This window comes from Mesorhizobium sp. RCAM 05099 (assembly GCF_059683685.1).
Genome location: NZ_CM185035.1, coordinates 2,713,873 through 2,738,990 on the forward strand (window position 1 = coordinate 2,713,873; position 25,118 = coordinate 2,738,990).

General features: G+C 64.0%; 28 protein-coding genes and 1 pseudogene. 16 read left to right on the top strand and 13 right to left on the bottom strand.

The window, feature by feature from the left end:
• Window position 1 precedes the first annotated feature (1 nt).
• Entirely contained in the window at window positions 2–817 is an 816-nt protein-coding gene (locus AC56QQ_RS13365; protein WP_497127799.1) for a p-hydroxycinnamoyl CoA hydratase/lyase, read from the bottom strand.
• Window positions 818–929: 112 nt separating this feature from the next.
• Here AC56QQ_RS13365 and AC56QQ_RS13370 point away from each other — a divergent pair, with 112 nt between their 5' ends.
• A complete protein-coding gene (locus tag AC56QQ_RS13370; RefSeq protein WP_497127801.1) occupies window positions 930–1,418 on the top strand; it encodes a MarR family winged helix-turn-helix transcriptional regulator in 489 nt (162 codons plus the stop codon).
• Between the two features lie 96 nt (window positions 1,419–1,514).
• A complete protein-coding gene (locus AC56QQ_RS13375; RefSeq protein WP_497127803.1) occupies window positions 1,515–2,090 on the top strand; it encodes a cytochrome b in 576 nt (191 codons plus the stop codon).
• A gap of 111 nt (window positions 2,091–2,201) precedes the next feature.
• On the opposite strand, the gene AC56QQ_RS13380 is transcribed toward AC56QQ_RS13375, so the two are convergent.
• Entirely contained in the window at window positions 2,202–3,014 is an 813-nt protein-coding gene (locus tag AC56QQ_RS13380) for a class I SAM-dependent methyltransferase (protein ID WP_497127805.1), read from the bottom strand.
• 250 nt (window positions 3,015–3,264) lie between these two features.
• Window positions 3,265–4,167, bottom strand: a complete 903-nt coding sequence (gene gcvA, locus AC56QQ_RS13385; protein WP_497127807.1) for a transcriptional regulator GcvA — start codon at window positions 4,165–4,167, stop codon at window positions 3,265–3,267.
• A gap of 128 nt (window positions 4,168–4,295) precedes the next feature.
• Between gcvA and AC56QQ_RS13390 the strand changes: the two genes are divergently transcribed.
• The 4 genes from AC56QQ_RS13390 to add all read left to right on the top strand — a co-directional run bounded on the left by AC56QQ_RS13390 (window position 4,296) and on the right by add (window position 7,906).
• Window positions 4,296–5,000 carry an SDR family oxidoreductase gene (locus AC56QQ_RS13390; protein WP_497100947.1) on the top strand — a complete coding sequence of 235 codons (705 nt, stop codon included), beginning with the start codon at window positions 4,296–4,298 and terminating at the stop codon, window positions 4,998–5,000.
• Between the two features lie 133 nt (window positions 5,001–5,133).
• Window positions 5,134–5,583, top strand: a complete 450-nt coding sequence (locus AC56QQ_RS13395) for a hypothetical protein (protein WP_497127809.1) — start codon at window positions 5,134–5,136, stop codon at window positions 5,581–5,583.
• A 35-nt stretch (window positions 5,584–5,618) separates the two neighbouring features.
• The gene (locus tag AC56QQ_RS13400) at window positions 5,619–6,677 is read left to right on the top strand and encodes a Gfo/Idh/MocA family protein (RefSeq protein ID WP_497127811.1); all 1,059 of its coding nucleotides are present in this window, start codon (window positions 5,619–5,621) and stop codon (window positions 6,675–6,677) included.
• A 236-nt stretch (window positions 6,678–6,913) separates the two neighbouring features.
• Window positions 6,914–7,906 carry an adenosine deaminase gene (gene add, locus AC56QQ_RS13405; protein WP_497127813.1) on the top strand — a complete coding sequence of 331 codons (993 nt, stop codon included), beginning with the start codon at window positions 6,914–6,916 and terminating at the stop codon, window positions 7,904–7,906.
• A 78-nt stretch (window positions 7,907–7,984) separates the two neighbouring features.
• Here add and AC56QQ_RS13410 read toward each other — a convergent pair whose 3' ends face one another.
• On the bottom strand, window positions 7,985–9,217 hold the full coding sequence (locus tag AC56QQ_RS13410) for a cytochrome-c peroxidase (RefSeq protein WP_497128989.1): 1,233 nt from the start codon (window positions 9,215–9,217) through the stop codon (window positions 7,985–7,987).
• Between the two features lie 246 nt (window positions 9,218–9,463).
• On the opposite strand from AC56QQ_RS13410, the pseudogene AC56QQ_RS13415 reads away from it, so the two are divergent.
• Window positions 9,464–11,001: pseudogene (locus tag AC56QQ_RS13415) on the top strand (acid phosphatase).
• A 30-nt stretch (window positions 11,002–11,031) separates the two neighbouring features.
• Here the strand turns inward: AC56QQ_RS13415 and AC56QQ_RS13420 are convergent.
• Window positions 11,032–11,628 (bottom strand): DUF922 domain-containing Zn-dependent protease, encoded by a 597-nt coding sequence (locus AC56QQ_RS13420; protein ID WP_497127815.1) that lies wholly within the window; start codon window positions 11,626–11,628, stop codon window positions 11,032–11,034.
• Window positions 11,629–11,738: 110 nt separating this feature from the next.
• On the opposite strand from AC56QQ_RS13420, the gene AC56QQ_RS13425 reads away from it, so the two are divergent.
• Entirely contained in the window at window positions 11,739–12,233 is a 495-nt protein-coding gene (locus AC56QQ_RS13425) for a hypothetical protein (RefSeq protein WP_497127817.1), read from the top strand.
• A gap of 45 nt (window positions 12,234–12,278) precedes the next feature.
• On the opposite strand, the gene AC56QQ_RS13430 is transcribed toward AC56QQ_RS13425, so the two are convergent.
• The 3 genes from AC56QQ_RS13430 to AC56QQ_RS13440 all read right to left on the bottom strand — a co-directional run bounded on the left by AC56QQ_RS13430 (window position 12,279) and on the right by AC56QQ_RS13440 (window position 13,442).
• Window positions 12,279–12,479, bottom strand: coding sequence for a YjiS-like domain-containing protein (locus AC56QQ_RS13430; RefSeq protein ID WP_497127819.1), 201 nt, complete (start codon window positions 12,477–12,479; stop codon window positions 12,279–12,281).
• A gap of 62 nt (window positions 12,480–12,541) precedes the next feature.
• Window positions 12,542–13,078: a hypothetical protein gene (locus tag AC56QQ_RS13435; protein ID WP_497127821.1), complete on the bottom strand. Its 537-nt coding sequence runs from the start codon at window positions 13,076–13,078 to the stop codon at window positions 12,542–12,544.
• Window positions 13,079–13,166: 88 nt separating this feature from the next.
• Window positions 13,167–13,442: a DUF4242 domain-containing protein gene (locus AC56QQ_RS13440; protein WP_497127823.1), complete on the bottom strand. Its 276-nt coding sequence runs from the start codon at window positions 13,440–13,442 to the stop codon at window positions 13,167–13,169.
• A 147-nt stretch (window positions 13,443–13,589) separates the two neighbouring features.
• Here AC56QQ_RS13440 and AC56QQ_RS13445 point away from each other — a divergent pair, with 147 nt between their 5' ends.
• The 4 genes from AC56QQ_RS13445 to AC56QQ_RS13460 all read left to right on the top strand — a co-directional run bounded on the left by AC56QQ_RS13445 (window position 13,590) and on the right by AC56QQ_RS13460 (window position 17,936).
• Window positions 13,590–15,311: an AfsR/SARP family transcriptional regulator gene (locus AC56QQ_RS13445; RefSeq protein WP_497127825.1), complete on the top strand. Its 1,722-nt coding sequence runs from the start codon at window positions 13,590–13,592 to the stop codon at window positions 15,309–15,311.
• 186 nt (window positions 15,312–15,497) lie between these two features.
• A complete protein-coding gene (locus AC56QQ_RS13450) occupies window positions 15,498–16,697 on the top strand; it encodes an aminotransferase-like domain-containing protein (RefSeq protein WP_497128992.1) in 1,200 nt (399 codons plus the stop codon).
• Between the two features lie 336 nt (window positions 16,698–17,033).
• On the top strand, window positions 17,034–17,462 hold the full coding sequence (locus tag AC56QQ_RS13455) for a VOC family protein (protein ID WP_497127827.1): 429 nt from the start codon (window positions 17,034–17,036) through the stop codon (window positions 17,460–17,462).
• Window positions 17,463–17,657: 195 nt separating this feature from the next.
• Window positions 17,658–17,936 (top strand): PilZ domain-containing protein, encoded by a 279-nt coding sequence (locus tag AC56QQ_RS13460; protein WP_497127829.1) that lies wholly within the window; start codon window positions 17,658–17,660, stop codon window positions 17,934–17,936.
• 65 nt (window positions 17,937–18,001) lie between these two features.
• Here AC56QQ_RS13460 and AC56QQ_RS13465 read toward each other — a convergent pair whose 3' ends face one another.
• On the bottom strand, window positions 18,002–18,751 hold the full coding sequence (locus tag AC56QQ_RS13465) for a hypothetical protein (RefSeq protein ID WP_497127831.1): 750 nt from the start codon (window positions 18,749–18,751) through the stop codon (window positions 18,002–18,004).
• Window positions 18,752–19,072: 321 nt separating this feature from the next.
• On the opposite strand from AC56QQ_RS13465, the gene AC56QQ_RS13470 reads away from it, so the two are divergent.
• The 3 genes from AC56QQ_RS13470 (at window position 19,073) to AC56QQ_RS13480 (ending at window position 22,972) form a co-directional block, all read left to right on the top strand.
• The gene (locus AC56QQ_RS13470) at window positions 19,073–19,690 is read left to right on the top strand and encodes a cysteine peptidase family C39 domain-containing protein (RefSeq protein ID WP_497127833.1); all 618 of its coding nucleotides are present in this window, start codon (window positions 19,073–19,075) and stop codon (window positions 19,688–19,690) included.
• A gap of 18 nt (window positions 19,691–19,708) precedes the next feature.
• Window positions 19,709–20,788 carry a D-alanine--D-alanine ligase family protein gene (locus AC56QQ_RS13475; protein WP_497127835.1) on the top strand — a complete coding sequence of 360 codons (1,080 nt, stop codon included), beginning with the start codon at window positions 19,709–19,711 and terminating at the stop codon, window positions 20,786–20,788.
• A gap of 201 nt (window positions 20,789–20,989) precedes the next feature.
• Window positions 20,990–22,972, top strand: coding sequence for an AI-2E family transporter (locus AC56QQ_RS13480; RefSeq protein ID WP_497127837.1), 1,983 nt, complete (start codon window positions 20,990–20,992; stop codon window positions 22,970–22,972).
• A 98-nt stretch (window positions 22,973–23,070) separates the two neighbouring features.
• On the opposite strand, the gene AC56QQ_RS13485 is transcribed toward AC56QQ_RS13480, so the two are convergent.
• The 4 genes from AC56QQ_RS13485 to AC56QQ_RS13500 all read right to left on the bottom strand — a co-directional run bounded on the left by AC56QQ_RS13485 (window position 23,071) and on the right by AC56QQ_RS13500 (window position 24,476).
• Window positions 23,071–23,301 (bottom strand): DUF378 domain-containing protein, encoded by a 231-nt coding sequence (locus AC56QQ_RS13485; protein WP_489862268.1) that lies wholly within the window; start codon window positions 23,299–23,301, stop codon window positions 23,071–23,073.
• Between the two features lie 144 nt (window positions 23,302–23,445).
• Window positions 23,446–23,664, bottom strand: coding sequence for a DUF982 domain-containing protein (locus AC56QQ_RS13490; protein ID WP_497127839.1), 219 nt, complete (start codon window positions 23,662–23,664; stop codon window positions 23,446–23,448).
• A 197-nt stretch (window positions 23,665–23,861) separates the two neighbouring features.
• Entirely contained in the window at window positions 23,862–24,062 is a 201-nt protein-coding gene (locus tag AC56QQ_RS13495) for a hypothetical protein (RefSeq protein ID WP_489862267.1), read from the bottom strand.
• A 105-nt stretch (window positions 24,063–24,167) separates the two neighbouring features.
• Window positions 24,168–24,476: a hypothetical protein gene (locus AC56QQ_RS13500; RefSeq protein WP_497127841.1), complete on the bottom strand. Its 309-nt coding sequence runs from the start codon at window positions 24,474–24,476 to the stop codon at window positions 24,168–24,170.
• Window positions 24,477–24,747: 271 nt separating this feature from the next.
• Here AC56QQ_RS13500 and AC56QQ_RS13505 point away from each other — a divergent pair, with 271 nt between their 5' ends.
• On the top strand, window positions 24,748–24,969 hold the full coding sequence (locus AC56QQ_RS13505; protein WP_489862265.1) for a hypothetical protein: 222 nt from the start codon (window positions 24,748–24,750) through the stop codon (window positions 24,967–24,969).
• Window positions 24,970–25,118 lie beyond the last annotated feature (149 nt).

A 25,118-nucleotide genomic window follows, 5' to 3' on the forward strand; every position in this document is an offset into this window, starting at 1 on the left:
GTCATCGGGCCTTGTCGTAAGCGCCGAGGCCCGGCTTGTAGCTCTTTTCGTCGATGAACTGGCGGATGCCTTCCTTGCGGCCCGAATTGTCATGGAAATTGGCCGCCTCCTGCGCCCGCACCAGATAATCCTCGGCATTGTCGTAGGTCATCTCGGCGACGCGACGGATGGCATCCTTGGTCGCCTTGAGCGCAATCGGGTTCTTCTTCAGCAAGATGTTCGCGACCTCGGTGACGCGCGCCTTCAGGTCGGCCAGAGGCAGGCTTTCATTGACCAGCTTCCAGGCGGCGGCCTTCCTGCCGTCGATGAGTTCGCCGGTCAGCGCGTGGTACATGGCATCGCGCATCGACAGCAGGTCGACAACCACCTTGGTGGCGCCGCCGCCCGGCAGGATGCCCCAGTTGATCTCGGACAAAGCGAACTGCGCCTCGTCGGCGGCGAAGGCGAGGTCGCAGGCGAAGAGTGGGCCATAGCCGCCGCCGAAACACCAGCCATTGACCATGGCGATGGTCGGCTTGCCGTACCAGCGCAGGCGCCGCCACCAGCCATAGGCTTCGGACTGCGCCTTGCGGACGGCGCCGAGCCCCTTGGCTTCGGTCTCGCGGAAATACTCCTTCAGGTCCATGCCCGCCGACCAGGCGCTGCCTTCGCCCGACAGTACGAGCACGCCGACATCGTCACGGAATTCCAGCCCGTCGAGAACCTCCATCATGCGCCGGTTGAGCGCCGGGTTCATGCAATTGCGCTTGTCCGGCCGGTTGAAGCGCACCCAGGCGATGCCATTCTCGACATCGAAGGCAACGGTCTCTTCGGTCATGGTCAGCGTCCTCCCGTTTCGCATCGACATTGATGAAAATCGCTATGCAGCATAGCTATCACGATTGCTATGTCGCATAGTCTTTTTCGCTTGACAAGAGGAGGCGATCGCGGTGATCGATTATACCATGGATGACACAGAGGTTCACGCCAGTACAGCCGCGCGGGGTGCGATGGCCGAGGACGCGCTCGACGCGCAGATCGGTTACAATCTGAGGCGCGCCTCGGCCTTCGCCTTGAATGATTTCGCGGTCGAGCTGGCCGATGCGGCGCTGCGCCCGGTCACTTATGGCATGCTGGCGCTGATCGACGAGAGGCCCGGCATCCGCGCCGCCGAACTGTGCCGCCTGCTCGGCATGAAGAGCGCCAACATGGCGCCGCTGCTGGCCGAGCTCGAGGAGCGCGGGCTGGTCGAGCGCGACGACCATGCCGAGGACAAACGCGTACGGGTGCTGACCCTGACGCCGGCCGCGAGGGAGGCTATGCCCAGATGGCGGCAACAGGTTCGCCGGCACGAGGATCGGTTCCTCCATCGGCTGACGAAAAAGGATCGGGCAACGCTGCTGCGCATGCTGCGCCTGATCTGGACGGACGAAGGCTGAGGAGCTGCCGCATTGCCTTCGATGTCGCTTGAGGAACGATTGAAATAGGGGCACGGTGCGGAGAGATCGTCCGCCGCTGCGTTCAGGAGTTCTCGCATGTCGCTATCTGGTACCGCAACCCGCTACGGAGGCCTCGCCCAGGCGCTTCACTGGCTGACGGCGCTGTTCGTGCTCATCGCCTTCCTGGTCTCGGAAGGTGGTCCTCCCACGCGCGTCTATTCAGCTGCCAACGCCTCGACGCTGCTGCTTCACGAGTCGCTCGGCTTCGCTGTTTTCTGGTTGCTGGTCATCCGCCTGATCTGGCGTTTGTTCGACCGCATTCCGGACGCCCCTCCCATGCCCGGGTGGATGGACATCGCCTCGAGGGCGACACACTGGGCGCTCTATGCGCTCCTGTTCGCGGTTCCGGCGACCGCCATGCTCGGCGCATGGTTTGGCGGCCACCCGGTGACGGTCTACGGCCTCGGAGCGATCGGCCCGTTTTCCGGCACATGGGGCACGTCGCTGGCGGAAATCCATGGCACGCTTGGCGACATCATCCTGTGGCTCGCGGGACTGCACGCCGCGGCTGCCATCTACCACCATGTCATCCTTCGCGATCGCGTGCTGAGCCAGATGGTGCCGGGCCTGGCCAACCCCTCGTCCGGGCTGGGGCGGCAAGCGCGGCCCTGATGCCCGCCCCGGAATGTCGAGAAGTGCCGGAACGGGATATTCCAACAGCTCCATCCCTTCGTCCTGACCCAATTCCGGACGGAGAACCGCTCACGCTTTTCCTGGGATTGCCTAGGCCACAGCCACGATTACATGCGCCTGAATCTTGGCGGCAACCTCGCCGCTGCCATGTCTGTCCGCAATCGCGGAGGCGGCATAGTCTGTTGCAGCTTCCAGCTTTCCCGGGTCCCTGGCCTCGATTTCGCTTCGAAGAACGGTTCCCTGGCAGTAAGCAACGGCCGGAAGGCGCGGCGAGGATGCTCGGCTTTGTTCGGCTCTCGTCTCGATCACCACGCGCGAGAAACCCGCGTCTTCCAGATCGCTGCGGATCAGTGCCGTATCGTGGTAGCCGTGCGGCGTGCGTGCCAGAAAGCGCGGCGGATCGTCCGGAAAAATCCTTGCGAGAGCATTCGTCACATCGTCCGCAAAGACATTCTCCTCGATGCGATCCCACACGTTGAACAAGAAATGTCCTCCGGGCTTCAGGACTCGCTTTGCCTCGCGGTAGGCGGATGTGCGGTTGGGGAAGAACATCGCGCCGAACTGACAACAGACGAGATCGAAGGCCGCATCTTCAAACGGCAGCGCCATGGCGTCCGCCTGGCGCCATTCGATGCGACTGTCGGGCGCTTGTCGCGAAGCGGCGTAGTCGAGCATCGGCTGGTTGAGGTCGGTCACGACATAGCTTGCGCCAGGGGACAGTCTTGGCGCCAGTGCGCGGGTGACAACCCCGGTGCCCGCGGCGATTTCCAGGACGGCGCCGGGCGACAAGGACGCTGCTTGTCGTGCAAGATCCGCGGCGAACGGCTCGAAAATCAACGGCACCATATAGCGGTCGTAGTTTTCCGGAATCGAGCCAGCAAAAACCTTGTCCGCTTCCAACATCGCTATCCTCCGCCGTCCGTTCGATGGCTCGCGAGATTAACATATAAATATTGCCCTGGGTCGCTTTCGACCGAAAGGCATCCAACAGCATAGGCGGCCATGTCGGCGATAACTCCGCGAAGGCGTCCGGGAGACCTACGCATCGATCGCCCATGTGAAGCCGGACGCCTTGTCGCCGATCCAGCCAGAGCATGATCCCGAGAGTGGGGGCCGGTTTTCGGAAAAGCTCAAACAGGCAGAGAGCAGGGGCTCACGACAAAGGCTGTTTCTCTCCCGCATCGAGCAGCCATTGCCGCACGGCCTGCGTCGGCTCGGGATGCCGCTGTTTTCTTGGCATCACGACGTGGAAATCCTGCGTGCCGCGCATTTCGCCGCTCACCGGCTGGACCAGCCGGCCGGCGGCGAGATCGGCGGCGACCAGGAAACGGCTGGCCAGCGCGATGCCCTGGCCGGCGATGGCGGCGTCGATGGCCAGGCTCGTCTGGTTGAAGCGCATGCGCTTCAGTTCGGTCGTCATCTTCAGGCCGACCACCTTTTCCATGAATTCCGGCCACAGATTGTGCGCGTCGTGCAGCAGGACATGATGCTGGATCTCGGCCGCCGCGATCTCGACGGCGCCGTGCGGCAGCAGGGCCGGGCTGCAGACGGCGATGATCTGCTGCGCGAACAACAGGTCGACGATCAGGCCGGCGCCGAAGGGCGGGCGGCCTTGCCGCACCGCGATGTCGACGCCATCGGCCTGAAAACTCGAAAGGCTTTCGCTAGCCAGGACACGCAGGTCGACCAGCGGATTGTGCGCCATGAAGTCCTGCAGCCTGGGGATCAGCCATTTGGTGGCGAAGCTCGGCGTCACGCTGATCGTCAGCCGCGCCGGCTCGGGGCGCAACAGCAGCGTCGCCTCCGAGATCAGGTCGAAGGCGCGGCGGATGTTGGGCACATAGGCGCGGCCCTCGTCGGTCAGCGCCAGGCCGCGCGGCAGCCGCTCGAACAGTTTTGTGCCGAGATCGGCCTCCAGCCCGCGAATGTGCTGGGCCACCGCGCCTTGCGTGACGTTCAATTCCTCGGCGGCGATGCGGAAGTTGAGATGGCGCGCCGAGGCCTCGAAGGCGCGCAGCGCATTCAGTGGCGGCAGGCTCAGGAAGGCTTCGGGCATACAGGAGTTTTTCTACAGGCTGATTTCAGGCATTCTGGTTCGAACTGGGCGAGAAAACCAGCTATATCACCGCCCGGATCCCGAACACACTGCTGGCAGAGTCCTGCCAACCCCGAGAGGAAAATCCAATGAGTGTAGAAAAAGTGGCTGTTGTGGTGGCTGGCGGCAGCGGCATGGGGGCGGCGGCGGCGAAGCGCCTGGCGGCGGACGGCTTCAAGATTGCCATCCTGTCCTCGTCGGGCAAGGGCGAGGCGCTGGCCAAGGAGTTGGGTGGGCTCGGCGTCACCGGCTCCAACCAGTCGAACGACGATTTGCAGCGCCTCGTCGACCTGACGCTCGAGCGCTTTGGCCGCATCGACGTGCTGGTCAACAGCGGCGGCCACGGGCCGCGCGCGCCGATCCTCGAAATCACAGACGAGCAATGGCACACCGGCCTCGATGTCTATCTGATGAATGTCATCCGGCCGGTGCGCATCGTGGCTCCCCACATGGTCAAGCAGAAGGGCGGCGCCATCATCAACATCTCGACGGCCTGGGTGGTCGAGCCGAGCCCGATGTTCCCGACCTCGGCGGTGTTCCGCGCCGGCCTTGCCGCCTACACCAAGATATTCGCCAATACCTATGCCGCCGACAATGTGCGCATGAACAACGTGCTGCCCGGCTGGATCGACAGCCTGCCGGCCACCGAGGAGCGCCGCGACAGCGTGCCGATGCAGCGCTATGGCACGAGCGAGGAAATCGCCGCGACCATCGCCTTCCTGGCCTCTGAAGGCGCCGGCTACATCACCGGCCAGAACATTCGTGTCGACGGGGGCATCATCCGCGCTATTTGATGGCAAGCCAATGACAGGTGCCGCATGTCGGCGGGCACTGACATCAAGTAGTGGTCGGACCTGGTCAATCGGCAGTCGGCCATTGCGTGACATGCTTCGAACCGTCATCCTCGACTCATGATGAGGAGGGGCCATGTCCGACACGTTTCTGCGCCTGGTGCCGAATGAACCGCACTGGCATCCCGACGAGACGGCTGCCACGGCGGCCGTGAAGGTTGCACGCGGTTTGTTCCCGATGGCCGAACATGTCGCCGTCGAATATGAGGAAGGCGTGACGTTCTTCGACGCCGGAGCCAACACGGAAAGCGTTCATTGCCCGTTCTGCGCCAGCGATCTGGAAGATTGGTGGGGTGAAGCGATGAATGAAGCCGCGGCGTCCCGCTTCGAAGATCTGTCCGTCACCATGCCATGCTGCCACAGGAATACCTCGCTGAACGACCTGCGGTATGTCTGGCCGGCGGCGTTCGGCGTCTGCGCTCTTACGGTCGTCAGCCCTGGGGTGACCTCCGTTGCCAGTGAGCAATTGCGGGCGATCGAGCAAGCCTTGGGCTCGCCGTTGAAGGTGATCTGGCAGCACCTTTGAGACGGCGAATTCCGATATCCTCAGGGAGCAAAAAAATGCGGCTTTTGATACTCGGCACCGGCTGGATGGCGCAGGAACATGCCCGCCGCTTCAGCGCCATCGAGGGCATCGACATCGTCGGTGCCGTCGATGTCGATGCGGCGCGCGTCGGCGAATTCGCCGACAGTTTCAAGATTCCCAACCGCTTCACCTCGCTGGAGGCGGCGCTGGAATGGGGTGCCTTCGACGCGGTGGCCAATGTCACGCCGGACCGCATCCATCACCCGACCACCATGGCGCTGATCGCCGCCGGCAAGCCGGTGCTGTGCGAAAAGCCGCTGGCCGAGAATTTCGGCAAGGCCACCGAGATGGCCGATGCTGCCGAGGCCGCCGGCATCGTCAACATGGTGAACCTCACCTATCGCAATGTCGCGGCGCTGCAGAAGGCCCGCCAGATGGTGCAGGCGGGCGAAATCGGCATGGTCCGCCATGTCGAGGCCTCCTACCTGCAGAGCTGGCTGGTGTCGAAATTCTGGGGCGACTGGCGCAGCGATCCGAAATGGCTCTGGCGCCTGTCGCGCGGCCACGGTTCCAATGGCGTGCTCGGCGATGTCGGCATCCACATCCTCGATTTCGCCAGCTACGGTGCCGCTCTCGACATCGATCACGTCTTCTGCCGGCTGCGCGCCTTCGACAAGGCACCCGGCAACCGCATCGGCGAATACGGGCTCGACGCCAATGACAGCTTCGCCATGACGCTGGATTTTTCCAACGGTGCCTTCGGCGTGGTGCATGCCAGCCGCTGGGCGACCGGCCATCTCAACGAACTTCGCCTGCGCATCTATGGCGACAAGGGCGGCATCGAGGTGGTGCACAATCTCGACGGTTCGGTGCTCAAGGCTTGCGTCGGCGAGAATGTCGAGAACGCCAAATGGGAAGTGCTCGACGCCGGCACGGTGGCGACCAACTACCAGCGTTTCGTCGAGGCGGTGAAGAGCGGCGTCCAGGCCGAGCCGTCCTTCCGCCATGCCGCCGGGCTGCAGAAGGTGCTGGACCTGGCGGTGGTGTCGGATGAGAAGCGCGCCGAGCTGAGGGCCAACGCGGATACGCAGTAGCTCCTTTCCTCGCCCTCGCCAGAGGCGGGGGAGAGGTGGCCGCGAAGCGGACGGAGAGGGGGCTTTCGTAGGGCGCGGCCCCTCTCCGTCTCGGCTTCGCCGAGCCACCTCTCCCCCACTTCGTGGGGGCGAGGAACCAGCTCCCGTGCAGCGCCGCGCAATTCTTTCAATCATTTCTTGAAACGGGGGCCGGTCGTTTCATGATTTGATGACGCTTGCCAATATGGGAGGCGTCATTGACCGACTTCATCGGACTGCCGAAGGCCGAAGTGCATATCCACGTCGAGGGCTGCTTCGAGGCCGACGATGTGATCAGGAACTGCGAGGAGGCCGGCATTCCGCTGCGTGCGCCGCGCGACAGGCTCTTCGAAGCCCATGACCTCAAGAGCTTCCTCGAGATGCTCGACTGGTTGTGCGGCACATTCCGGACGCGCGAGCAACTCGCCACCACGGCCTACAAGTTCGCGCAGCGCATGGGCCGAAGCGGCGTGCGTTACGCCGACGTCATCGTCAACCCGACGCACTGGCCGCATTGGCACAAGAACATCCCCGGGATGATCGACGCATTCGATGCCGGTTTCGCGGCCGCCGAAAAGGACGGGCACCCGCCGGTCGGACTTTGCGTCAGCCTGCTCCGCACCCAGTCGGCGGCGGAAGCGATCGAACTGGTGGAGTTGCTGAGTGCGATCAGGCACAAGCGCGTCGTTGCCCTGTCGATCGACGGCAACGAAGCGGCTGCCGGCCGCACCGGACCGCGCTTCGCCGAGGCGTTTCGCCGTGCCGGCGCGGCGGGCCTGCGGCGCACCGTTCATGCGGGCGAGTCGAGCGGCCCGGAAGGTGTTCGCGACGCGATCGAACTGCTTGGCGCCGACCGCATCGACCACGGCGTGCGGTCGATCGAGGACCCGGAACTCGTCGACTTGCTGGCGCGCAAGCGGATTCCCCTGGGCGTCTGTCCGATCTCCAATCTGGCGCTCGGCGTCTATCCGTCGCTTGCCGAACATCCGCTCGACGCCCTTCGCAAGGCCGGTGTCCTCGTCTCGATCAACACCGATGATCCGTCGCTGCTCGACACCACGCTCGAAGCCTCCTATGCCGCCTGCGCCGAGGCCTTCGCCTGGGACAGCGAAACCATCCGCCAACTCGCCGCGACATCCGTGCATGCGAGCTACGCCGACCCCGCGTTGAAGGCGCGAATCCTGGCCGATCTGGCGGTCTGGCGGAGCTAGGGGGCCGCTACCGGTTCCGGTTCCTGGCCATCCCGGCAGGAAGGACCTTGCCGTTCTTCCAGCCCAACCGGCCAGGATTCAATTCGCCGGTACCGCCTCGGCCTGCTGGTCCGCGTCGGTCAGCGTTTGCAGAAACGCGACGATGGCATCGATCTCGGGGTCGGTCAGTGCAGGCTTGTCGCTGGGCTTCCCGCCGAAGGGCGGATCCTGGTTGAGATTGGGCCAGTAAGCCTTTGGCAGATCGTCATATTCGCGCACCGTGCCATCGGCGTTTTTCGGGTACCAGCGGCCGGGATCGCTGTCGCGGCTGGCATAGAAGGCGACCGCGTCGCGCAGCGTGTGGAAGTATCCGTTGTGGAAGAAGCTCTTTCTCAGCGCGACGTTGCGCAGCGTCGGCGTCTTGAACAGGCCGCAATAGTCCGCCCGGCCGAGGAAGTCGGTGCGCAGCGGTCCGCACAGGCCAAGATCGAAATGAGTGGGATCGGCATTGGCCGATATGGCCGGGTTGCGCGGCACGGCGACGGCGATCAGGCCATAGTCGGTGAACTGCGGTGGTTCGCCGTCATTGGCGGGTTCGCTCAGATGGCAGCTGGCGCAATTGCCCTTGGTCTCGTCCTCGAACAGCGCGCGGCCGCGCAGTTCCTGCGCCGTGAGCCGCGCCTTGCCGGCGAGGAAGGCGTCGTAGCGGCTGGAGTAGGGATAGAAGTCGGCGGCACTCTGCTCGAAGGTGCCCAGCGCCTCGGCGGCGGCGTCGAAGGCGTCGTCCGGGTGGTCGAAAACCTGGTCGCCGAAAGCAGCCTTGAATGCACCGGCATAGGCGGCCTTGCGCAGGGCAGCGGTGACGGCGGCGGCGTCCTTGTTGGCCATCTCGAACGGCGACAGCAGCGGAATCTTGGCCTGATCCTTGCCGCGGTCGACGCGGCCGTCCCAGGTCAGGCCGCCGGTCGGGCCGTTGTCAACGCTCTCGTCGCCCTCGTCCTCGGAATCATGGAAATGCTCGGTGAAGGCGGGCACCGCCTGCAGGTAGCGAAGCGAAGGCACGGCGCGCAGCCCCGGCTGATCGAGACGCGGCCCGCCCATCTCGACCGGTGCCGCCGAGGCAGGGCCGAAGGCATGATGCGGGTCATGGCAGGACGAGCAGGCCTGTTTGCCCGAGGCAGACAGCGACGGGTCGAAGAACATTTTACGGCCGAGCGCCGTCAGGGCCTGCGCCCCGGCGAAGGCATCGGCTCGCGACATCGGCCCGGGATGGACGCTGCCGATCCCGGCGCGGCCAATGCTTGCCGAGGAAATCGCGGCGATGCCGAGCATCGATGCGGCGATGATGAGCCTCTTCCATTGTCCTGCCGCCATGTCGTCCGGTCCGCCTTTTTCGCCCGGGACTTAAGGCCGCACTGCTACGGATTCATGACCGGTCCGCCCGCTCACGCAACCGTGTTCGCAGGCAAGGCAAATGTCACAAAGGTGACAAGGCACCGAACTAACGTTTTTCATCCATGGCTCGTCGAGCGACCATGCACTGCCCCTCCAGCCATCCCCAAGCCACGAGGCAACCCGATGACGACGTTGAAGTTCCTTACCTCGCTATGCCTCGCCGGTACGGCGCTGGCCTCCGTTCCGGTCGTCGCTTCCGCGGCACCCCCCAACTACGACAAGATCGACACCGTCGTCGTCATCTATGCCGAGAATCGCAGCTTCGATAATCTCTATGGCGGCTTTCCCGGCGCCAACGGCCTGGCCAATCTCTCGGCCGACCAGGTGCGCCAGCTCGACCGCGACGGCAAGCCGCTCGCCGAACTGCCGCCGGCCTGGGGCGGCCTGACCGCCAAGGGGGTGACACCGCCGGTGACCGAGGAGCAGTCGGCGCACCGGCCAATGCCAGCTTCGCCATCGACGATCCCAAGGGCTTCAACGAACAGACCTCGGTGATCACGCGCGATCTCTGGCACCGTTTCTACCAGGAGCAGATGCAGATCGATGGCGGCCGCAACGACAAGTTCGTCGCCTGGGCCGATTCAGGCAGCCTGGTGATGGGCCATTATGACGGCTCCGGTTTGCCGATGTGGGCGGTGGCGAAGAAATACGTGCTGGCCGACAATTTCTTCCAGGGCGCCTTCGGCGGCTCCTTCCTCAACCATTTCATGCTCGCTTGCGCCTGTGTGCCGGTCTATCCCAATGCAGACACCAGCCCGGTCAAGGGCCAGATCGCCGTCGTCGAGGCCGACGGCACGACGCTGAAGGTCGCCGACAACTCGCCGGCCTCGGCGCTTGGCGGCGCGCCGAAATTCGTCAATGACGGCGCCATCACGCCCGACTTCCATGCCGTCAACACCATGCAGCCACCCTATCAGCCAAGCAACAACAAGCCGGCCGCGGGCGGCGATCCGGCCATGGCCGACCCGTCCGCGGCGAGCACGCTGCCGCCGCAGCACGACATCACCATCGGCGACCTGCTGTCGCTGAAGGGCGTCGGCTGGGCCTGGTATGCCGGCGCCTGGCAGGCAACGCTCGACGGCAAGAACGCGACGCCGGTGCCGAACTTCCAGTTCCACCACCAGCCTTTCAACTATTTCGCGGCTTACGCGCCTGGCACCGCCGCGCGGGCCGAGCATCTGCGGGATGGCGGCATGGACGGTGCTGCCTTCATCAAGGACATAGACGACGGCAAGCTGCCGGCCGTCACCTTCTACAAGCCGCAGGGCAACCTCAACGAACATGGCGGATATGCCGATGTGGCGAGCGGCGACCAGCATCTCGCCGATGTCGTCTCGCATCTCGAGAAAAGCCCGCAATGGAGCCACATGCTGGTGGTCGTCACCTATGACGAGAATGGCGGCTTCTGGGACCATGTCGCGCCGCCGAAGGCCGACCGCTGGGGGCCGGGCAACCGCATCCCCGCCTTCATCATCTCGCCCTACGCCAAGATGGGTACAGTCGACCACACGCAATACGACACGACATCGATCCTGCGCTTCATCACGGCGCGCTACGACCTGCCGGTGCTTCCCGGCATCGTCGCGCGCGACAAGGCACTGCGCAACAACGACCAGCCGCCGATGGGGGATCTCTCCGCCGCGCTCGACCTTAGCCGGTAGGGGCGGGCGGGCCTTTGGCACGATGTGTTTCTAGCCGCCATTCACCAGGGCGAGAATGAGCTTCTGGAGATTGCCGCCCTGGCCGAACTCGACGCGGTCGAAATCGCGGCTGGCCTGCCGCTGCGCCTGCGACAGTTCGGACAGGCGCCGGGTCATCTCGACCCGGATCTTGCTGCATTTGGGATCGTCGGCAACGCTGAGGCCGACGGTCGCCGCCTCGATCTTGCGTACCATGTCGACGATGGTCTCGCCGTGCACCTTCTCGTGGGCGCTGACGCCGGCGATGAAAACCTCCCAGTTCTTCTGGATGGCTGGCGGCAGGGGCGCGGACGGGCTGGGCAAGGTGTAGGTGATGATGAGCTTCGGCCTCGCCGACACCAGCACGCAGGCTTCGGCTCGTGCCTGATAATCCCTGGTCCAGGTCAGCTTGAAATTGGTGTGGGCGATGGCACGGACGACACCGAGCTTGGGGCCGTTCTCGCCGATCGATTGATAGAGCTCCGGCCCGGACTGGCCTGATATGGCGTAGGTCTCGACCTTCTCGACCGGCTTCCAGTCGGCACGGGCGGCCAGCGGCAAGGCCAGCAGGGCGGCCAGCAACAGACACAGACGAACACAGGCTCTCAACACCGCTCTCCGCGAAATCAGGACGACCCTGCCGCAGCGGGCAATGCCATCGGAAGACTTTTGCTATATGCTGCCAAGGGGTGAGGCCGCAAATGGGGAGGGGGAAAATCATGAGAGCGAACTGTCTCATAGTCGCCGGTGCGGTGGCGGCGCTGCAGGCCGCGCAGCCGGCGCTTGCCGCGTCGTGCAGCGGCTGGAGCGCCAAGATGGAGGAAGACGAGGGCGGCAAGGTGCTGACCGCTTCCGTCTGCGGCGGGCCGAAAGGCGATGCGCATCTGATGCTGGCCTGTTTCGACAAACCGGTGCTGAGCTACGACCTCGGCACCGCCGGCCAACAGTTGGAGCCCGGCATCAGCGGCGCGTTCGAGTTCAAGGCCGACGGCAAGACGGTGACGAAAACGCTGCAGCTGGAGGCCATGTACAACTATTTCACGGTGGACCTGGCCCGGGCCGATCCGCTGCTCGACCTGCTGCGTTCGAAGGGCGCGGTGAGCGTCAGCGCCGCCAAATACGGCCAGGCCAGCTTTCCGCTAAAGGGCTCGAGCGCGGCAATCGGCAAGGTGCTGGCGCAGTGCGGCAAGGCCAAGCCTGCGGATGGGGACTGATTGGCGGGCCTTCCGGCACCGCCAACGCCTCGTGTGACGAGGCATCTACCGCCTGGTCTCGCCATGCGCCGCGACATGGTCGATATCGGATCGGCTGATGCCGATGTCCTTCAGCATGAAGTCCGGCATCGCCTCCAGGTGACGCCGGTCACGACGGTGGCGCCAGCGGCGCAGCAGGCGGGCCAGCAAGATTGAGGCAAAACGCCATTGTCCGGCGCGGCTCGGAACGCTTTCGGTTTGGGTCATGGCTTCCTCGAAAATCCAGCGCGAAGGGTTTGCCGGCGTGGCGCCGGCAAGCCCTGACGGCTTCAATCGCCCATCTTCATCGCGTCGCACGACACGTTCGGGTTCATGTCGGCGAAGGTGCCGGTCGGGTTCTTCTTCCAGGCCCAGACATGCAGCTCATGGAACGGGCCGAGGCCGTAGCGGTTGGGGGCGCTGTTGAAGTTGAACAGCTGCCCTTCCAGCGACGCCGGGCCTTTCGAGGTGATGTATTCGACCGCCACGAGCTTGAGCTTTCCGTCGGCCATCGGCTCGTACATGACGGCCTCGGGCTTGGCGAGCTCGACCGCATCGTCCTTGAGATAGCCGGCATTGACATAGTGGATGCCCATCGCGCCGCCGGTGATGCCGCTGGCGCAGGGGATCGGTGCATAACCCTCGGACGTGGCCGTCGCCACGTTCTCGAAGCGGCCGTTGGCGGCACGCACCTTTTGCGCCAGGACATTCGTGTCACCCGCTACAGAGGTGTTGGTGTCATGGGCATGAACCGCCGTCGCCGCGACTGCGAGGGCGGACAGGAGGAACGGGGCGGCAAGGCGCCGGGTCCAAGGAAAGATAATCATGTTAGCTCCATAAGTTTGCTATCGCGCACCGCCCTCTTGGCCCGGGCGCCCCTGTCGTGGACGGACGCGTGGTCCGCCCGGATGCTGGTCAGGCTTCGGCGGTCCGCGGACCGATGAAGGCGGCGATCTCGGTCACCTTGTTGGCGGGAAAGCCGCCCTCGCGGGCATGCCTCTCGACCACGTCGGCGCTTTCGGCCTCATGAATGCAGTAGATCTTGTCGCCGGCGACATAGGAGGTGAGCCATTTGTAGGGCACGCCGAGCCCGGCCACGACCTCGTTGGACTTGGCCGAGATCTCCTTGAGTTCGCTGGCGCTCAATCTGTCGGCGCCAGCGATTTCGCGTTCGATGATGAAAGTTGGCATTGTCGGTCTCCGTTGTGATTGACGGCCCGATAAAACCGATCGACGTTGGACCCGGCGTGCCGCTCGCCAAGGAAACAGCGCGAGGATGGTCACACGCTTCGTCCCACGGCGGCGGCGCATGCCCCGTACGAGGATGGGCAAGCGCATATGGTGGGACAATTGGGTGGTACGATCAGGCTTCTCGGCGAACCCGCCATTCTCGATGCGGATGGGCGGAGCCAGCCGGTGCGTGGTCATCAGGCCTGGGCGCTGCTCGCCCGCGTGCTTTTGGCGCGCACGCCGCTCGACCGACGCGCACTCGCGATCGAGCTGTTTCCCGAAACCGTCGATCCGCTGGGTTCGTTGCGCTGGTGCCTGGCCTCGCTGCGCAAGGCGCTCAACACCTCCGACTGTCTGAATGGCGACCCGATCGAGGGTGGCTTTGCCGATGATATCGACATCGACGTTTTGCGGCTCGACCGCGACGATTTCGACATCGAGGCCGCCGGCCCGCTGCTCGGCGCGCTGGAGCCGCGCTGCAGTCCGGAATTCGCCACTTGGCTGCTGGTGGAGCGCGCGCGCATCGCCGGCATCGTCGAAGCCCGCATCCGGCAGGAAACCATCCGCGCCATGTCGGTCGAGGATCATGCCCGCGCCACGCGGCTGGCCGAACTTGGCGTGCGGCGCAATCCCTATGACGAAAGCGCGCATATATTGCTGGTGAAGAGCCTGGCGCTGGCCGGCCGCTACCAGGCGGCGCTCGATCAGGTCGAGGCGACCGAGGCGGTGTTCATGGCCGAGCTCGGCGAAAAGCCGTCCGCCGCGTTGCGCAGCGCCGCACGCCGCACCATCTCGTCGCCGCCCAGCGGCATCTCGCGCCAGGCCTTCGTCACCTCGCTCATGCAGTCGGGCCTGGCCGCGCTTTCGGCGGGTGCGGTGGATGCCGGCATCGATTGCCTGCGCCGCGCCGTTCGCGACGCGGAGAAACACAAGGACGCGCAACTGACGGCACGCGCCATGTTCGAACTGGGCACGGCGCTTGTGCATTCGGTCAAGGGCTATGATGACGAAGGCTCGGTGCTGCTGCGCCGGAGCACGGAACTGGCGCGCCAGGCGGGCAACGTGGCGATCGCCTCGGCGGGGTTTCGCGAACTCGGCTATGTCGAGGCGCTGGCGGGGCGGCGCCCGTCGGCCGCGACCTATCTGGCGCAGGCGCTGGAACTGGCCCTTGGGGGCGAGAATCTTGCCGGCATCCATGGCGTCATCGGTTTCAACCTGGTCGACTGGGGTCGGCTCGGCGAGGGGCTCGACCACTACGCGCTGTCGCTGGAGCATGCGCGCTCGGCCGGCAACCGCCGCCGCGAGATCTGGTCGCTGGGGCTTGGCGGCTGGGGTCTGCTCGCCGCCGACCGGCTGGAGGAGGCCGATCGCTGGCTGGAGGACTGCCTGGCGCTGGTCGAGGAGCAACGCTGGATATCGTTTCGGCCCTGGCCGGTGGCGGTGCTCAGCGAAGCCCGCACGCGACGGCAGGCGCGCCCGGATGATCTGCGTCCCCGGCTGGAGGAAGCCTTCGCCCTGAGCTGCCAGATGAACGATCCCTGCTGGGAAGGGGCGGTCGCCCGCGCGCTCGCGCTGACCTACGCGGCGGAAGGGGCATTCGTGCCGGCCATGGAATGGTTGGGCGAGGCGCGCCGGCGCTGCATGCGCGACACCGACAGCTATGCCGGGCTGCAGGTGGAGATCCTGGCGAGCCAGGTGGACATCAATCTGAAGCTGGACCGGCCTGAGATGGCCGACGCCATCGCGCGCGAATGGCTGGCGCTGGCGGCGCGCACGCATCGCGACGCGCATGTCGCCCGCGCCGCCGCGTTTATCGCGCGGCGCAACTGAACCGGCAGCCATCCCGGCTGCAAGATGACTTTACAGGCGCTCGCGACCTTCTGCCGGTTCCGGGCCGGCAGCGACTGGCGTATACCGGAAGTCGCTCAGGCTCTATTCAAATTGCCGGGGAGGGCTGATATAGGTCAGTCAGGTTGACCTATATCCAGTTGTCGCGGGAGGCGCGCTTTGACCTTGATGAATCTGCTGGCTTCGCGCTCGTCGCGCATGAAAGCGTCCGAAATCCGCGAGCTGCTGAAGCTGCTCGACCAGCCCGACATCATCTCGTTCGCCGGCGGCATTCCCGATCCCGCGCTGTTTCCGACCGAGGCGATCCGCGATGCCTATGCTTCGGTGCTGGGTGGCGGCGAGGCGGGGGCGGCGCTGCAGTACCAGGTCTCGGAGGGCTATCTGCCGTTGCGGCGCTGGCTGGCCGGGCAGATGGGCAAGCTCGGCGTTGCCTGCGACGAGGCCAACATCTTCATCACCTCCGGGTCGCAGCAGGCGCTGGATTATCTCGGCAAGCTGTTCCTGTCGCCGGGCGATACCGCACTGGTGACATGGCCGACCTATCTCGGCGCGCTGCAGGCCTTCAACGCCTACGAGCCACGCTACGACCGACTGCGGCCAGAAGGCGGCAACATGACGCCCGATGCCTATCGCGCGGCGGCGGCAGCGAATGGCGGCAAGGTCAAGTTCGCCTATCTGGTGCCGGATTTCGCCAACCCGACCGGCGAGACCCTGAACCGCCAGCAACGCGAGGCGGTGCTCGACCTCGCCGGCGAACTCGACATCGCCGTCATCGAGGATGCCGCCTATCGCGCGTTGCGCTACGACGGAGAGGGCGTGCCGCCGATCCTGGCGCTCGATTGCGCCCGCTCCGGCTCTATCGACAAGGCGCGCACGCTCTATTGCGGCTCGTTCTCGAAAATCCTGTCGCCGGGCATGCGCGTCGGCTGGGTGTGCGCGCCGCGCCACGTGGTCGAGAAGCTGGTGCTGATGAAGCAGGCCTCCGACCTGCACAGCCCGTCGATCAACCAGGTGGTGATGCACCGCGTGGCCGAGGCCGTGTTCGACCGCCAGGTGGACAAACTGATCGGCGCCTATCGCGAGCGCCGCGATGGCCTGCTTGCGGCACTCGAGGCCAACATGCCGAAAGGCGTGACCTGGAGCCGCCCGGAAGGCGGCATGTTCGTCTGGGTGACGCTGCCCGAAGGCTCCGATGCCACCGCGCTTCTGGCACGGTCGGTGAAGGAGGCGCGCGTCGCCTTCGTGCCCGGCAACGCCTTTTATGCCGACGGCAGCGGGCGCAACACGCTGCGGCTGTCGTTCACGCTGGCCGACCGCCGCGCGGTGAGCGAGGGCATCCCATGGCTGGCCGCCATCCTGAAGGGGTAAGGCCTGGTCTAGATGATGCGCCTCCGGTTTGTGCTGGGGGACGAGCTAATAGCCGAAGTTGGCGCCGCCCCTCATCGCCCTGCCGGGCACTTCTCCCCGTATAGTGACGGGGAGAAGGGGCTGGTCGCAACATTGGTGCCCTTCTTGCACCGGTTGCGATTGGCAAACCATCGATGGCAGCCCCCCTCTCCCCGTTCTACGGGGAGAGGATGCCGGCAGGCAGGTGAGGGGCAGCGCAAACGCCCGGAGATGACGAAGTCGCCCTGGCCCGCTAGTTCCCGCATTGACGGCGCCCCGTCCGAACCTAAATTCGCAGCCTTGCGAGGAGGAATTTGCATGGAAACCCAGGAACTGCATCGCGGCCGTCTCATCGATCATATCCATCTGGTGGTCAGGGATCTTCCTGCCAGCCGGCGTTTCTACGAGGCGGTCTTGCGGGCGCTCGATGTTCCGATCGGTGGTGTCGGCGAGGACTATTTCTGGGCCGATGAACTGTTCGTCTCCAGTGCCGACAGCCGGGCGGCCCCGGGACAACTCACCGGCCGCCACCATCTGGCGTTCCGGGCCGGGGACCGCGCCATGGTCGATGCCTTCCACAAGGCGGGGCTCGCCGATGGCGGCAAGGACAATGGCGCGCCGGGCGAGCGACCCTATCATCCCGGCTACTACGCCGCCTTCCTGCTCGATCCGGACGGCAACAACATCGAGGCCGTCCATCACGGGCCAGCCACGCGCAGCGCGGCCTCGGTGAAGATCACATTCTGAGGGACTGTTGGAAATTCCACTCCGGCGGAGCGGCGTTTTCCGCGCTTCCGGTTTCGTGCCGACTGAAATTCACCTCAGCACGGTCAGGTCGGGAAACGGTGACCCCGGAATTCTCTCGATTGGATGTTGCGCTCGACCGTCCAGCAGCAGACGCTATTGTGAACGATCACTTCAGGATTCCGGGAGGAAAGAGCCATGAACCCCATTGATCCTCCAATAGAGCGACGCTCACACCCACGTGGAATTGTTCTGAAGGATGCGACCATCATCACCGATGACGCGAGGATCAGCTGCTCCGTGAGAAATCAGCACCTTCACGGCGCGGAACTGAAGGTGGACCCTAGCGTGACAATTCCCGATCGCTTCGTCCTTCACGTGCCTGCTGATGAGGCCAACTATCGTGCCGTGGTGCGGTGGAGAAAGAACGGACGGCTTGGCGTGCAGTTCTATGGTGCCGACAATGGCCGTGGCTGAGAAGGACCAGGAACGCATCACATGGGCGTGGATGTGTGGTGCGCAGGCGCGCGTATGGCGAGGACTTATCTGCCGGCCACAAATGCCATCCGGCGTGCAGACGGCGCAGGTGGTCGCGCTCTGAGATAGGAGCGTGACAACACGACGGACGTCATGACGATCTGATAGGCGGTAACAATGGCGCCGACGACCGGCAGAACCAGGGACAGGGACCCTGGATTCTTGGCATCGATGCCCAACAGGGAGAACAGCAGCATCAATGTCGCTATGAACAGGACAGTGATCAGGCCGAACGAGATGAGCAGACGCGGAAACGCATAGCCGAACACCTTGGAACCGCGCTTGCCGGCAACCGCAAGTGTTTGATCATCATCGGCAATGACGGCAGGCAACATCGTACCCCATTTTGCGAACGCAGCGATGCCGGAAAAAACCCAGACAAGAAGTGCCGCCAACAGGGCGACGGACGGATGAACGCCGCCGACGACCATGGCAATCCCAACCGCAATGGGAGCTATCGCGCCGAGGAAGCCGAGCAAGAGGCAACGTCTTACGAAACTGAAAAATGCCTTAGGCCTTTCCTTCAGCCAATTGGATACCTGGTCGGCATCAAGCTGCGTCAAAACGGCGATGTGGGCAGGAATAGCCAAGAAGGTCGACGTCATTACGCCGATGAAGATTGAAGCTCCGGAATTGACTTTCACGAAGCTTTCAAGCGCCGCCAACCCGCCAGCCAAAACGATGTATCCGAGAACCCATTTCCGGTTGCGGATATAAATTTTGAGCGAAGCCACCCAGATATTGTCTTCGACCATCACCTAATCCCCCCTAGTCACCCCTGACGTGCAAGCAGTATCGGCACCGCGTTGCAGTTTTCTTAATTGCACGGACGAATCTTTATCTTTGCAAAAGGAGCTAATTAGGGACGGCTAACTAATACTACTTGCCGCGAATAAGTGGATAGGGCATTACTTTTTCACTGGACAGTCTCTACCGAACAATCCTCGTCGCCATCGGGCACTACGATGCCGGCACTCCCGAGTGATGCGGCCCAGACCTGCCGCGTTTCGCTGCGCTGGTGGCTTTTCACCAATCTCGTATTCTCGTATACGAGATTGAATTGAGCCCCAAGGAGCATGAAGCCCCTGACTGAAACCGTGCCGTTTTTCAGCCAGTGGGAAACTTCGGACCTGACGCTGGACGTGCTCGCCGAAGGCGCCGAAGTTGCCCTCAGGCGCGATCCGCTGTGGCGGGGTTCAGGCGCCGAAACGCTCGACGAATACGCGGCCTGGGCCGCAAACATCTGCGGCATGGCCTGCTTGAAGATGATCCTGGCGACGCGCGGCGAGATCGTTCCGACCATCGAACTCGCCAGGCAATGCACCAGATATGGCGGCTACGTCGTCAACGAGGGATCGATCAAGGGGCTGATCTACGCGCCCTTCGTCAGCTTCGTGAAGGAGGCCTTCGGCCTGCGGGCCGAGGTGATGACCAATATCGCGGTCTCGGACGTACCGGCGATCCTTTCACGATCGCGCTTCTTCATCGCTTCGGTCAGCAGCTGGATCCGCTGGCCCGAGCGCGAGCCGCCGTCGAAGGGCGGGCATCTGGTGCTGGTCACTTCCGCCTCGGACGAGGCTTTCCGCTTCCACAATCCATCCGGCCATATCCGCGCCACACAGGCAAACGCAGTGTTGGCGCCAGCCGATTTCGACCGTTTCTTTGCCAATCGCGGCATTGCGGTCGCCATTTGATTTTTTGAGGGATTTTCGATGAAGGACAAGACAAGCGTTGCCATCCTCTATGGCGGGCGCTCGGCCGAGCATGACGTGTCGCGCCTTTCGGCCGCCAATATGCTGAAGGCGATCGACCGGACGCGCTACGAGATCGTGCCGATCGCCATTTCCAGGGATGGCAAATGGCTGCTGCAACAGTCGTCGGTGGCAGCCGGTGACGGGGCAGGGGCTCCAGTGTCAGAGGATGGTGTAGAGGTCGCCTTGCTGCCTGGCGGCAAGGGCAGGCTGGTGGCCGCGCCGCATGGTGGCAAACAGCCCGATCTGCCGCCGGTCGATGTCGTCTTTCCCGTGCTGCACGGGCCGTTCGGCGAGGACGGCTCGGTGCAGGGCTATGCGGAAGTCGCCGATGTCGCCTATGTCGGCTGCGGCATCCTGGCCTCGGCCGCCGCCATGGACAAGGATGTCGCCAAGCGACTGCTGCGCGAGGCCGGGCTTGCCGTTGCGCGCTCCGTCACCTTGCATCGAAACGAGACGCATTCCTTCCAGGAGATTGCCGGGGCGCTTGGCCTGCCGTTCTTCGCCAAGCCGGCGCGCCAGGGCTCATCCTTCGGGGTGAGCAAGGTGAACGACCGGGACGGTTTCGAGGACGCTGTCGCAACGGCTTTCCGCTATGACGGCAAGGCGCTGATCGAGGAGTTCGTCGACGGCCGCGAGATCGAGTGCTCGGTGCTGCAGCGGGCCGATGGCTCGCTGACGGTGTCGCTGCCCGGCGAGATCATTCCGGCCGGCAAGCATGGCTTCTACACCTACGAGGCCAAGTATCTCGATGCCGACGGCGCGGTGGTGAAGGTGCCGGCCGATGTCCCGGCCACGGTCGCCGACAAGGCGAAGGAAATGGCCGCGCGGGCTTTCCGCGCGCTCGGCTGCGAAGCCATGGCGCGCGTCGACTTCTTCCTGCGCGCCGACGGCAGCCTGCTGGTCAACGAGGTCAACACGCTGCCCGGCTTCACCGACATCTCGATGTATGCCAAGGCGCTGGCGGCTATCGGCATCGGCTACAGCCAGATCATCGACGTGCTGATCGAGCACGCACTGGCAAGGCACGCAGCGCGCTGAGCTGCCCTGTCCAATCGCCGAGGTTTCCGTCAGCCTTGGAACGTCAATCCCGATGCGCAGCAGACTCATTCTTCTCCATTCCCTCGGACGGTGGGAACATACCGACCGGCCCGGCATTGAAGGTAACCAGCGGTTCGGCTGCAAAGGTTGCAAGCCGGCTCAATATGCAAGACCATGGCCGCCGGCAGGGGGAGACATCAAGTGGCGGCCAATCGTCGAAACGGCACGGCGTCTCCGGCACATGGGCTGGAGGAGATTCTTTCGGCCGCCGCGCCTCACCCGCGAACGTCATTGCCCACTGTGGCGACCATCGTCACGACGGTGGCGGCGCTGTATTTCGGGCGTGAGGTTTTCCTGCCGATCGCGATCGCGCTGCTGCTGACCTTCGCGCTCGCGCCCCTTGTGTCGGCGCTCAAACGGATCGGCATTCCCCGGATCGCCGCTGTCATCGCCAGCGTGCTGGGCGCTTTCGCGGCACTCGCCCTGTTCAGCTTCATTGTTGTGACGCAAGTCAGCGAACTGGCGCAGAACATCCCGGTCTACCAGACCAACATCGTGGCCAAGATCCGTTCGCTCAAGGAAACCGGGGTCGGGGGAGGGATCATCGCCAGACTGAGCCGCGTGGTCGAGCGTGTCGGCCAGGAGATCGACCGGCAGGATGCTTCGCTGCCGGCGGCCACCCAGGACAAGCCGCCGCGCGAGCCGATGCCCGTCGAGATCATCGCGCGCGAAAGGCCGCTCGAGGTGCTGCAGAACATAGTCGGTCCGCTGATCAGCCCGCTCGGATCGGCCGGGCTGATCATCGTCGTCGTCATATTCATGCTGCTCGAGCGGGAGGATTTGCGCGACCGTTTCATCCGGCTTGTCGGTTACGGAGACCTCCACCGCACCACCGAGGCGCTTCAGGATGCCGGCAAGCGGGTGGGCCGCTATTTGCTCATGCAATTGGTGGTCAACATCGTCTACGCCATACCGATCGCGATCGGGCTGTGGGTCCTGGGCATTCCAAATGCGCTGCTGTGGGGGTTGCTGGCGCTGGCGCTGCGTTTCGTTCCCTATATCGGCCCGGCCATAGGCATGCTGCTGCCGCTGCTCCTGGCGCTGGCCGTGGCGCCCGGCTGGTCGCTCGTGCTGTGGACGGCCGCTCTGTTCGTGGTGATGGAGCTGGTCACCGGCAACGTCGTCGAACCCTGGCTTTACGGTTCAAGAACGGGGCTGTCGCCGCTGGCGATCATCGTTGCGGCCATCTTCTGGACGTGGCTCTGGGGGCCGCTTGGACTGGTCCTGTCGACACCGCTCACCGTCTGCCTGGTGGTGCTGGGCAGGCACGTGCCGCAGTTTGAATTCCTCGACGTGCTGTTCGGCAACGAGCCCGTGCTCGAACCCCATGCGCGCCTCTACCAGCGGCTGCTGGCTGGCGATCCGGACGAAGCCACCGACCACGCCGAGGAGATGCTGGAGGAGAAATATCTAGTCGAATTCTACGACAAGGTCGCCATTCCGGCGCTTCTGCTGGGCGAACGGGACCGTGCGCGCGGCGTCATGGGCGACCTGCAAAGACGGCAGGTGGCGGCCAGCGCGCTGACGCTGGTGGCCAACCTCGACGACGACGCGCAAGAGGAAGCGGACGAGGAGGATATCCCGCCCGTGGAGGCGGGCGACCAAGGCGATGCCGCCGGCGAGGAAGAGGCCGACCTGCCCGATGGCACGGGTATGTCGGTGCTTTGCGCCGGCGGGCGTGGCGAACTCGACGATGCCGCCGCCGCGATGCTGGCGCAGGTGCTGGAAGTCCAGGGCGCGACAGCGACGAAGGCTGGCTTTGCCGATATGGAACCCTCGAACATCCGCCGCCTTGGGCTCGAAACGGTGAACACTGTCGTGGTCGGCTTCCTGAACCGGGATTCCGTCAAGCACGCCCGCTTCCTGGTTCGCCGGCTGAAGCGTGCGAAGGCGGCGCTGCGGGTGGGAATCGTGTTCTGGTCTGAGGCCGGAAACGGGGACAAGGAAACGGCCGCCAGGCTGGCCCATGACATGAACGCGGATTTCGTGGCGAATGGCATGGTGGATGCCGTGGTGGGCGCGCTGTCGAACGAGCCCCCCGTCACCCTCAAGCTCATCGCCAAACGCCGCGTGCGACGTCAGCGGGCCGCGCCGAAGAAGGTTCCGGCCGCGGCCGCGAGTTAGGGCACGCCTGCCGTCCGATCGTCGCCATGGTGCTTGGCGGCCGGTCGATCGGCTTCACGCAACAGGGCGGCGGATTTTCCGCCGCCCTGTTTTACCGGTCACGAATGATGGACATGCCCTTCGGCATCGACTTCTCCAACCGTGAGGCTCTGGAAGCCCGGCATGAGCTGCCATATGGCTGCAAGGCCGATGATCAGATAGGCCATGCGGGCCAGGGTGGCACCCCCGAAAGCCGTGCCGATTATGTCATAGCCGGTTAGGCCCATGGACAGCCAGTTGAGACCGCCAAGGATGATGAGGGCGAGAGTGACGAGGTTCATGATGCGCATAAACGCCTCCTGAATGTTGCCTGACAAAACGCCTGCCAAAAACGCCTGTCGTAAAAAAAACGCCTGTCGTTTCAGGCGGTTCCGTCGATCACAACATTGTGAACGGCGCAGACGTGCCGTGAACGCAGGCTCGCTTGATCAAGCTCATTCGAGAAGGATATGCGCCTCGCGCGCGGCCTCGACAAACGCCTCCCTGGCGACATCGGGGGCGACGTCGCCGCTTGTCGCCCGGCGGCAGGCGCGCAGCGCGGACTGATGTTTCTGGCTGCCGGTGTCGCGCCAATGTGTCGTGAGCAGTTCGATGGCCTGCTGTGTATTGGACAGATGGCGAATGGAGCCCGTGACGCCGACCGAAACCACCACGGGTTTGGAAAACCATGCGGTTTGGATTGGAACCTCGACTGCGTTGCAGTCGTAAAACGCCCCTCGCGACGCAAGGTTTCATCCCGGCCAATCACTGTGGCGTGAGGCCGCCGACATCCGCCGGCGGCGAAGGCATCGTCCCAAGCCGGCTAGGGAGAGGCATATCAGGCCGCCTTTCGACGGCCTCGCGCAATCACTCACATATTCGAAGCGACGTCACGGGCGGATTTCGGCTTGGGCTTGTGGACTGGACGCTGCCTTGTCGTCCGTTCGGCGAGGCGGGGAGCGGCCTTGACCGTCTTCACGTCGACCGTCTTCACGTTGTCGGGTGCTTGCGCCTTGCGGCGCTTCAGCCAGTTCGAAGACATTTCGACAAGGAGCCTGCGCAGGTCTTTCACGACGTCCTCCGCTTCCAAGACGCCATGGTAATTTCCGAAGACCGGGGTTGTTCCACGCCGGCATATATCAAGCGCTCGCCTGCGCGTACTGGCTCCGTCGCTCGGTTATTGCATCGAGGCTGGTTGAGGGAAATCGAGCGGGCCGGTTGCGTGCTCGTCACCATCCTCGACGAGGCCATCTCCAAGCAGAGCCAAATCGTTGCCCAGGCCGTCGAATTCGATTGCCGCGCCAATGAGTTGTGCCGCCTGCAGGACGAGGTGTTCGATGTCCTCGAGGGCAACATTCTCGGCCAGATTCCTGACCCTGACCTGCTCCGCGACCATGGTGATGTTGACGATGCCCGCTGTCTTGCACGCCCTCTGGACCGAGGAAATCACGTCTTGGCGCAGGCACTCCGAGTAATCATACCGCATTGAAACCTCCCTGGGGGAATGGGCTCTTTCCAGGTTCCAGCTTGCCTCTGTCGCTACGAAATGGCAAGTAACAATATAAATATTATCCAAATAAATCAACTAGTTAGCATAGTGATCAAAATGCGGGGACAACGCTTGATGCTCATCCTGTGCGTGATGCGCTCTTCACGCATCGCAGGCTCTTGACGCATTATGAGTAATTTCCTAATTTTGAGCTGAATGAGTTAAATACTAACTCGATGTATTTTTGGTCCTGAGCGAGGAAACGCACATGGCTGAACTGGAACGCCCGGAACGATTGCAGATCATGCTGACTTCGGATGAACTGGCGGCTCTGGAAAACTGGCGCTACGACAAGCGCATGCCGAGTCGCTCGGCCGCGGTGAGGGAGCTGTTGAGGCGCGGTCTTGCCTCCGACGGCTTCCTTACGGCGGAGCAAGGCCTCAAGTCGCAGGATTATGGAATCCTGCCCACCGACGGCGACGCGAAATAATCGCAATTTCGCTGTCGGCAGGGCTCTGCAACTTAGTGGCGCTTGATTTCGTAGAGCAGTAGTTGCTCCATTGTTCGCTGTACCGGAGCGACAGGCTCGCTGGGGAGGGTTGGGGTTGCCCCGGCGAGCTACAGCCTCGTCGATGATGC

What these genes read in the sequence shown, in the direction of transcription:
- AC56QQ_RS13365 (WP_497127799.1), bottom strand. Translation starts at nt 817, where the DNA reads ATGACCGAAGAGACCGTTGCCTTCGATGTCGAGAATGGCATCGCCTGG.
- AC56QQ_RS13375 (WP_497127803.1), top strand. Translation starts at nt 1,515, where the DNA reads ATGTCGCTATCTGGTACCGCAACCCGCTACGGAGGCCTCGCCCAGGCG.
- AC56QQ_RS13380 (WP_497127805.1), bottom strand. Translation starts at nt 3,014, where the DNA reads ATGTTGGAAGCGGACAAGGTTTTTGCTGGCTCGATTCCGGAAAACTAC.
- gcvA (WP_497127807.1), bottom strand. Translation starts at nt 4,167, where the DNA reads ATGCCCGAAGCCTTCCTGAGCCTGCCGCCACTGAATGCGCTGCGCGCC.
- AC56QQ_RS13390 (WP_497100947.1), top strand. Translation starts at nt 4,296, where the DNA reads ATGAGTGTAGAAAAAGTGGCTGTTGTGGTGGCTGGCGGCAGCGGCATG.
- AC56QQ_RS13395 (WP_497127809.1), top strand. Translation starts at nt 5,134, where the DNA reads ATGTCCGACACGTTTCTGCGCCTGGTGCCGAATGAACCGCACTGGCAT.
- AC56QQ_RS13400 (WP_497127811.1), top strand. Translation starts at nt 5,619, where the DNA reads ATGCGGCTTTTGATACTCGGCACCGGCTGGATGGCGCAGGAACATGCC.
- AC56QQ_RS13410 (WP_497128989.1), bottom strand. Translation starts at nt 9,217, where the DNA reads ATGCTCGGCATCGCCGCGATTTCCTCGGCAAGCATTGGCCGCGCCGGG.
- AC56QQ_RS13425 (WP_497127817.1), top strand. Translation starts at nt 11,739, where the DNA reads ATGAGAGCGAACTGTCTCATAGTCGCCGGTGCGGTGGCGGCGCTGCAG.
- AC56QQ_RS13430 (WP_497127819.1), bottom strand. Translation starts at nt 12,479, where the DNA reads ATGACCCAAACCGAAAGCGTTCCGAGCCGCGCCGGACAATGGCGTTTT.
- AC56QQ_RS13435 (WP_497127821.1), bottom strand. Translation starts at nt 13,078, where the DNA reads ATGATTATCTTTCCTTGGACCCGGCGCCTTGCCGCCCCGTTCCTCCTG.
- AC56QQ_RS13440 (WP_497127823.1), bottom strand. Translation starts at nt 13,442, where the DNA reads ATGCCAACTTTCATCATCGAACGCGAAATCGCTGGCGCCGACAGATTG.
- AC56QQ_RS13445 (WP_497127825.1), top strand. Translation starts at nt 13,590, where the DNA reads ATGGTGGGACAATTGGGTGGTACGATCAGGCTTCTCGGCGAACCCGCC.
- AC56QQ_RS13450 (WP_497128992.1), top strand. Translation starts at nt 15,498, where the DNA reads ATGAATCTGCTGGCTTCGCGCTCGTCGCGCATGAAAGCGTCCGAAATC.
- AC56QQ_RS13455 (WP_497127827.1), top strand. Translation starts at nt 17,034, where the DNA reads ATGGAAACCCAGGAACTGCATCGCGGCCGTCTCATCGATCATATCCAT.
- AC56QQ_RS13460 (WP_497127829.1), top strand. Translation starts at nt 17,658, where the DNA reads ATGAACCCCATTGATCCTCCAATAGAGCGACGCTCACACCCACGTGGA.
- AC56QQ_RS13465 (WP_497127831.1), bottom strand. Translation starts at nt 18,751, where the DNA reads ATGGTCGAAGACAATATCTGGGTGGCTTCGCTCAAAATTTATATCCGC.
- AC56QQ_RS13470 (WP_497127833.1), top strand. Translation starts at nt 19,073, where the DNA reads ATGAAGCCCCTGACTGAAACCGTGCCGTTTTTCAGCCAGTGGGAAACT.
- AC56QQ_RS13475 (WP_497127835.1), top strand. Translation starts at nt 19,709, where the DNA reads ATGAAGGACAAGACAAGCGTTGCCATCCTCTATGGCGGGCGCTCGGCC.
- AC56QQ_RS13485 (WP_489862268.1), bottom strand. Translation starts at nt 23,301, where the DNA reads ATGCGCATCATGAACCTCGTCACTCTCGCCCTCATCATCCTTGGCGGT.
- AC56QQ_RS13500 (WP_497127841.1), bottom strand. Translation starts at nt 24,476, where the DNA reads ATGCGGTATGATTACTCGGAGTGCCTGCGCCAAGACGTGATTTCCTCG.
- AC56QQ_RS13505 (WP_489862265.1), top strand. Translation starts at nt 24,748, where the DNA reads ATGGCTGAACTGGAACGCCCGGAACGATTGCAGATCATGCTGACTTCG.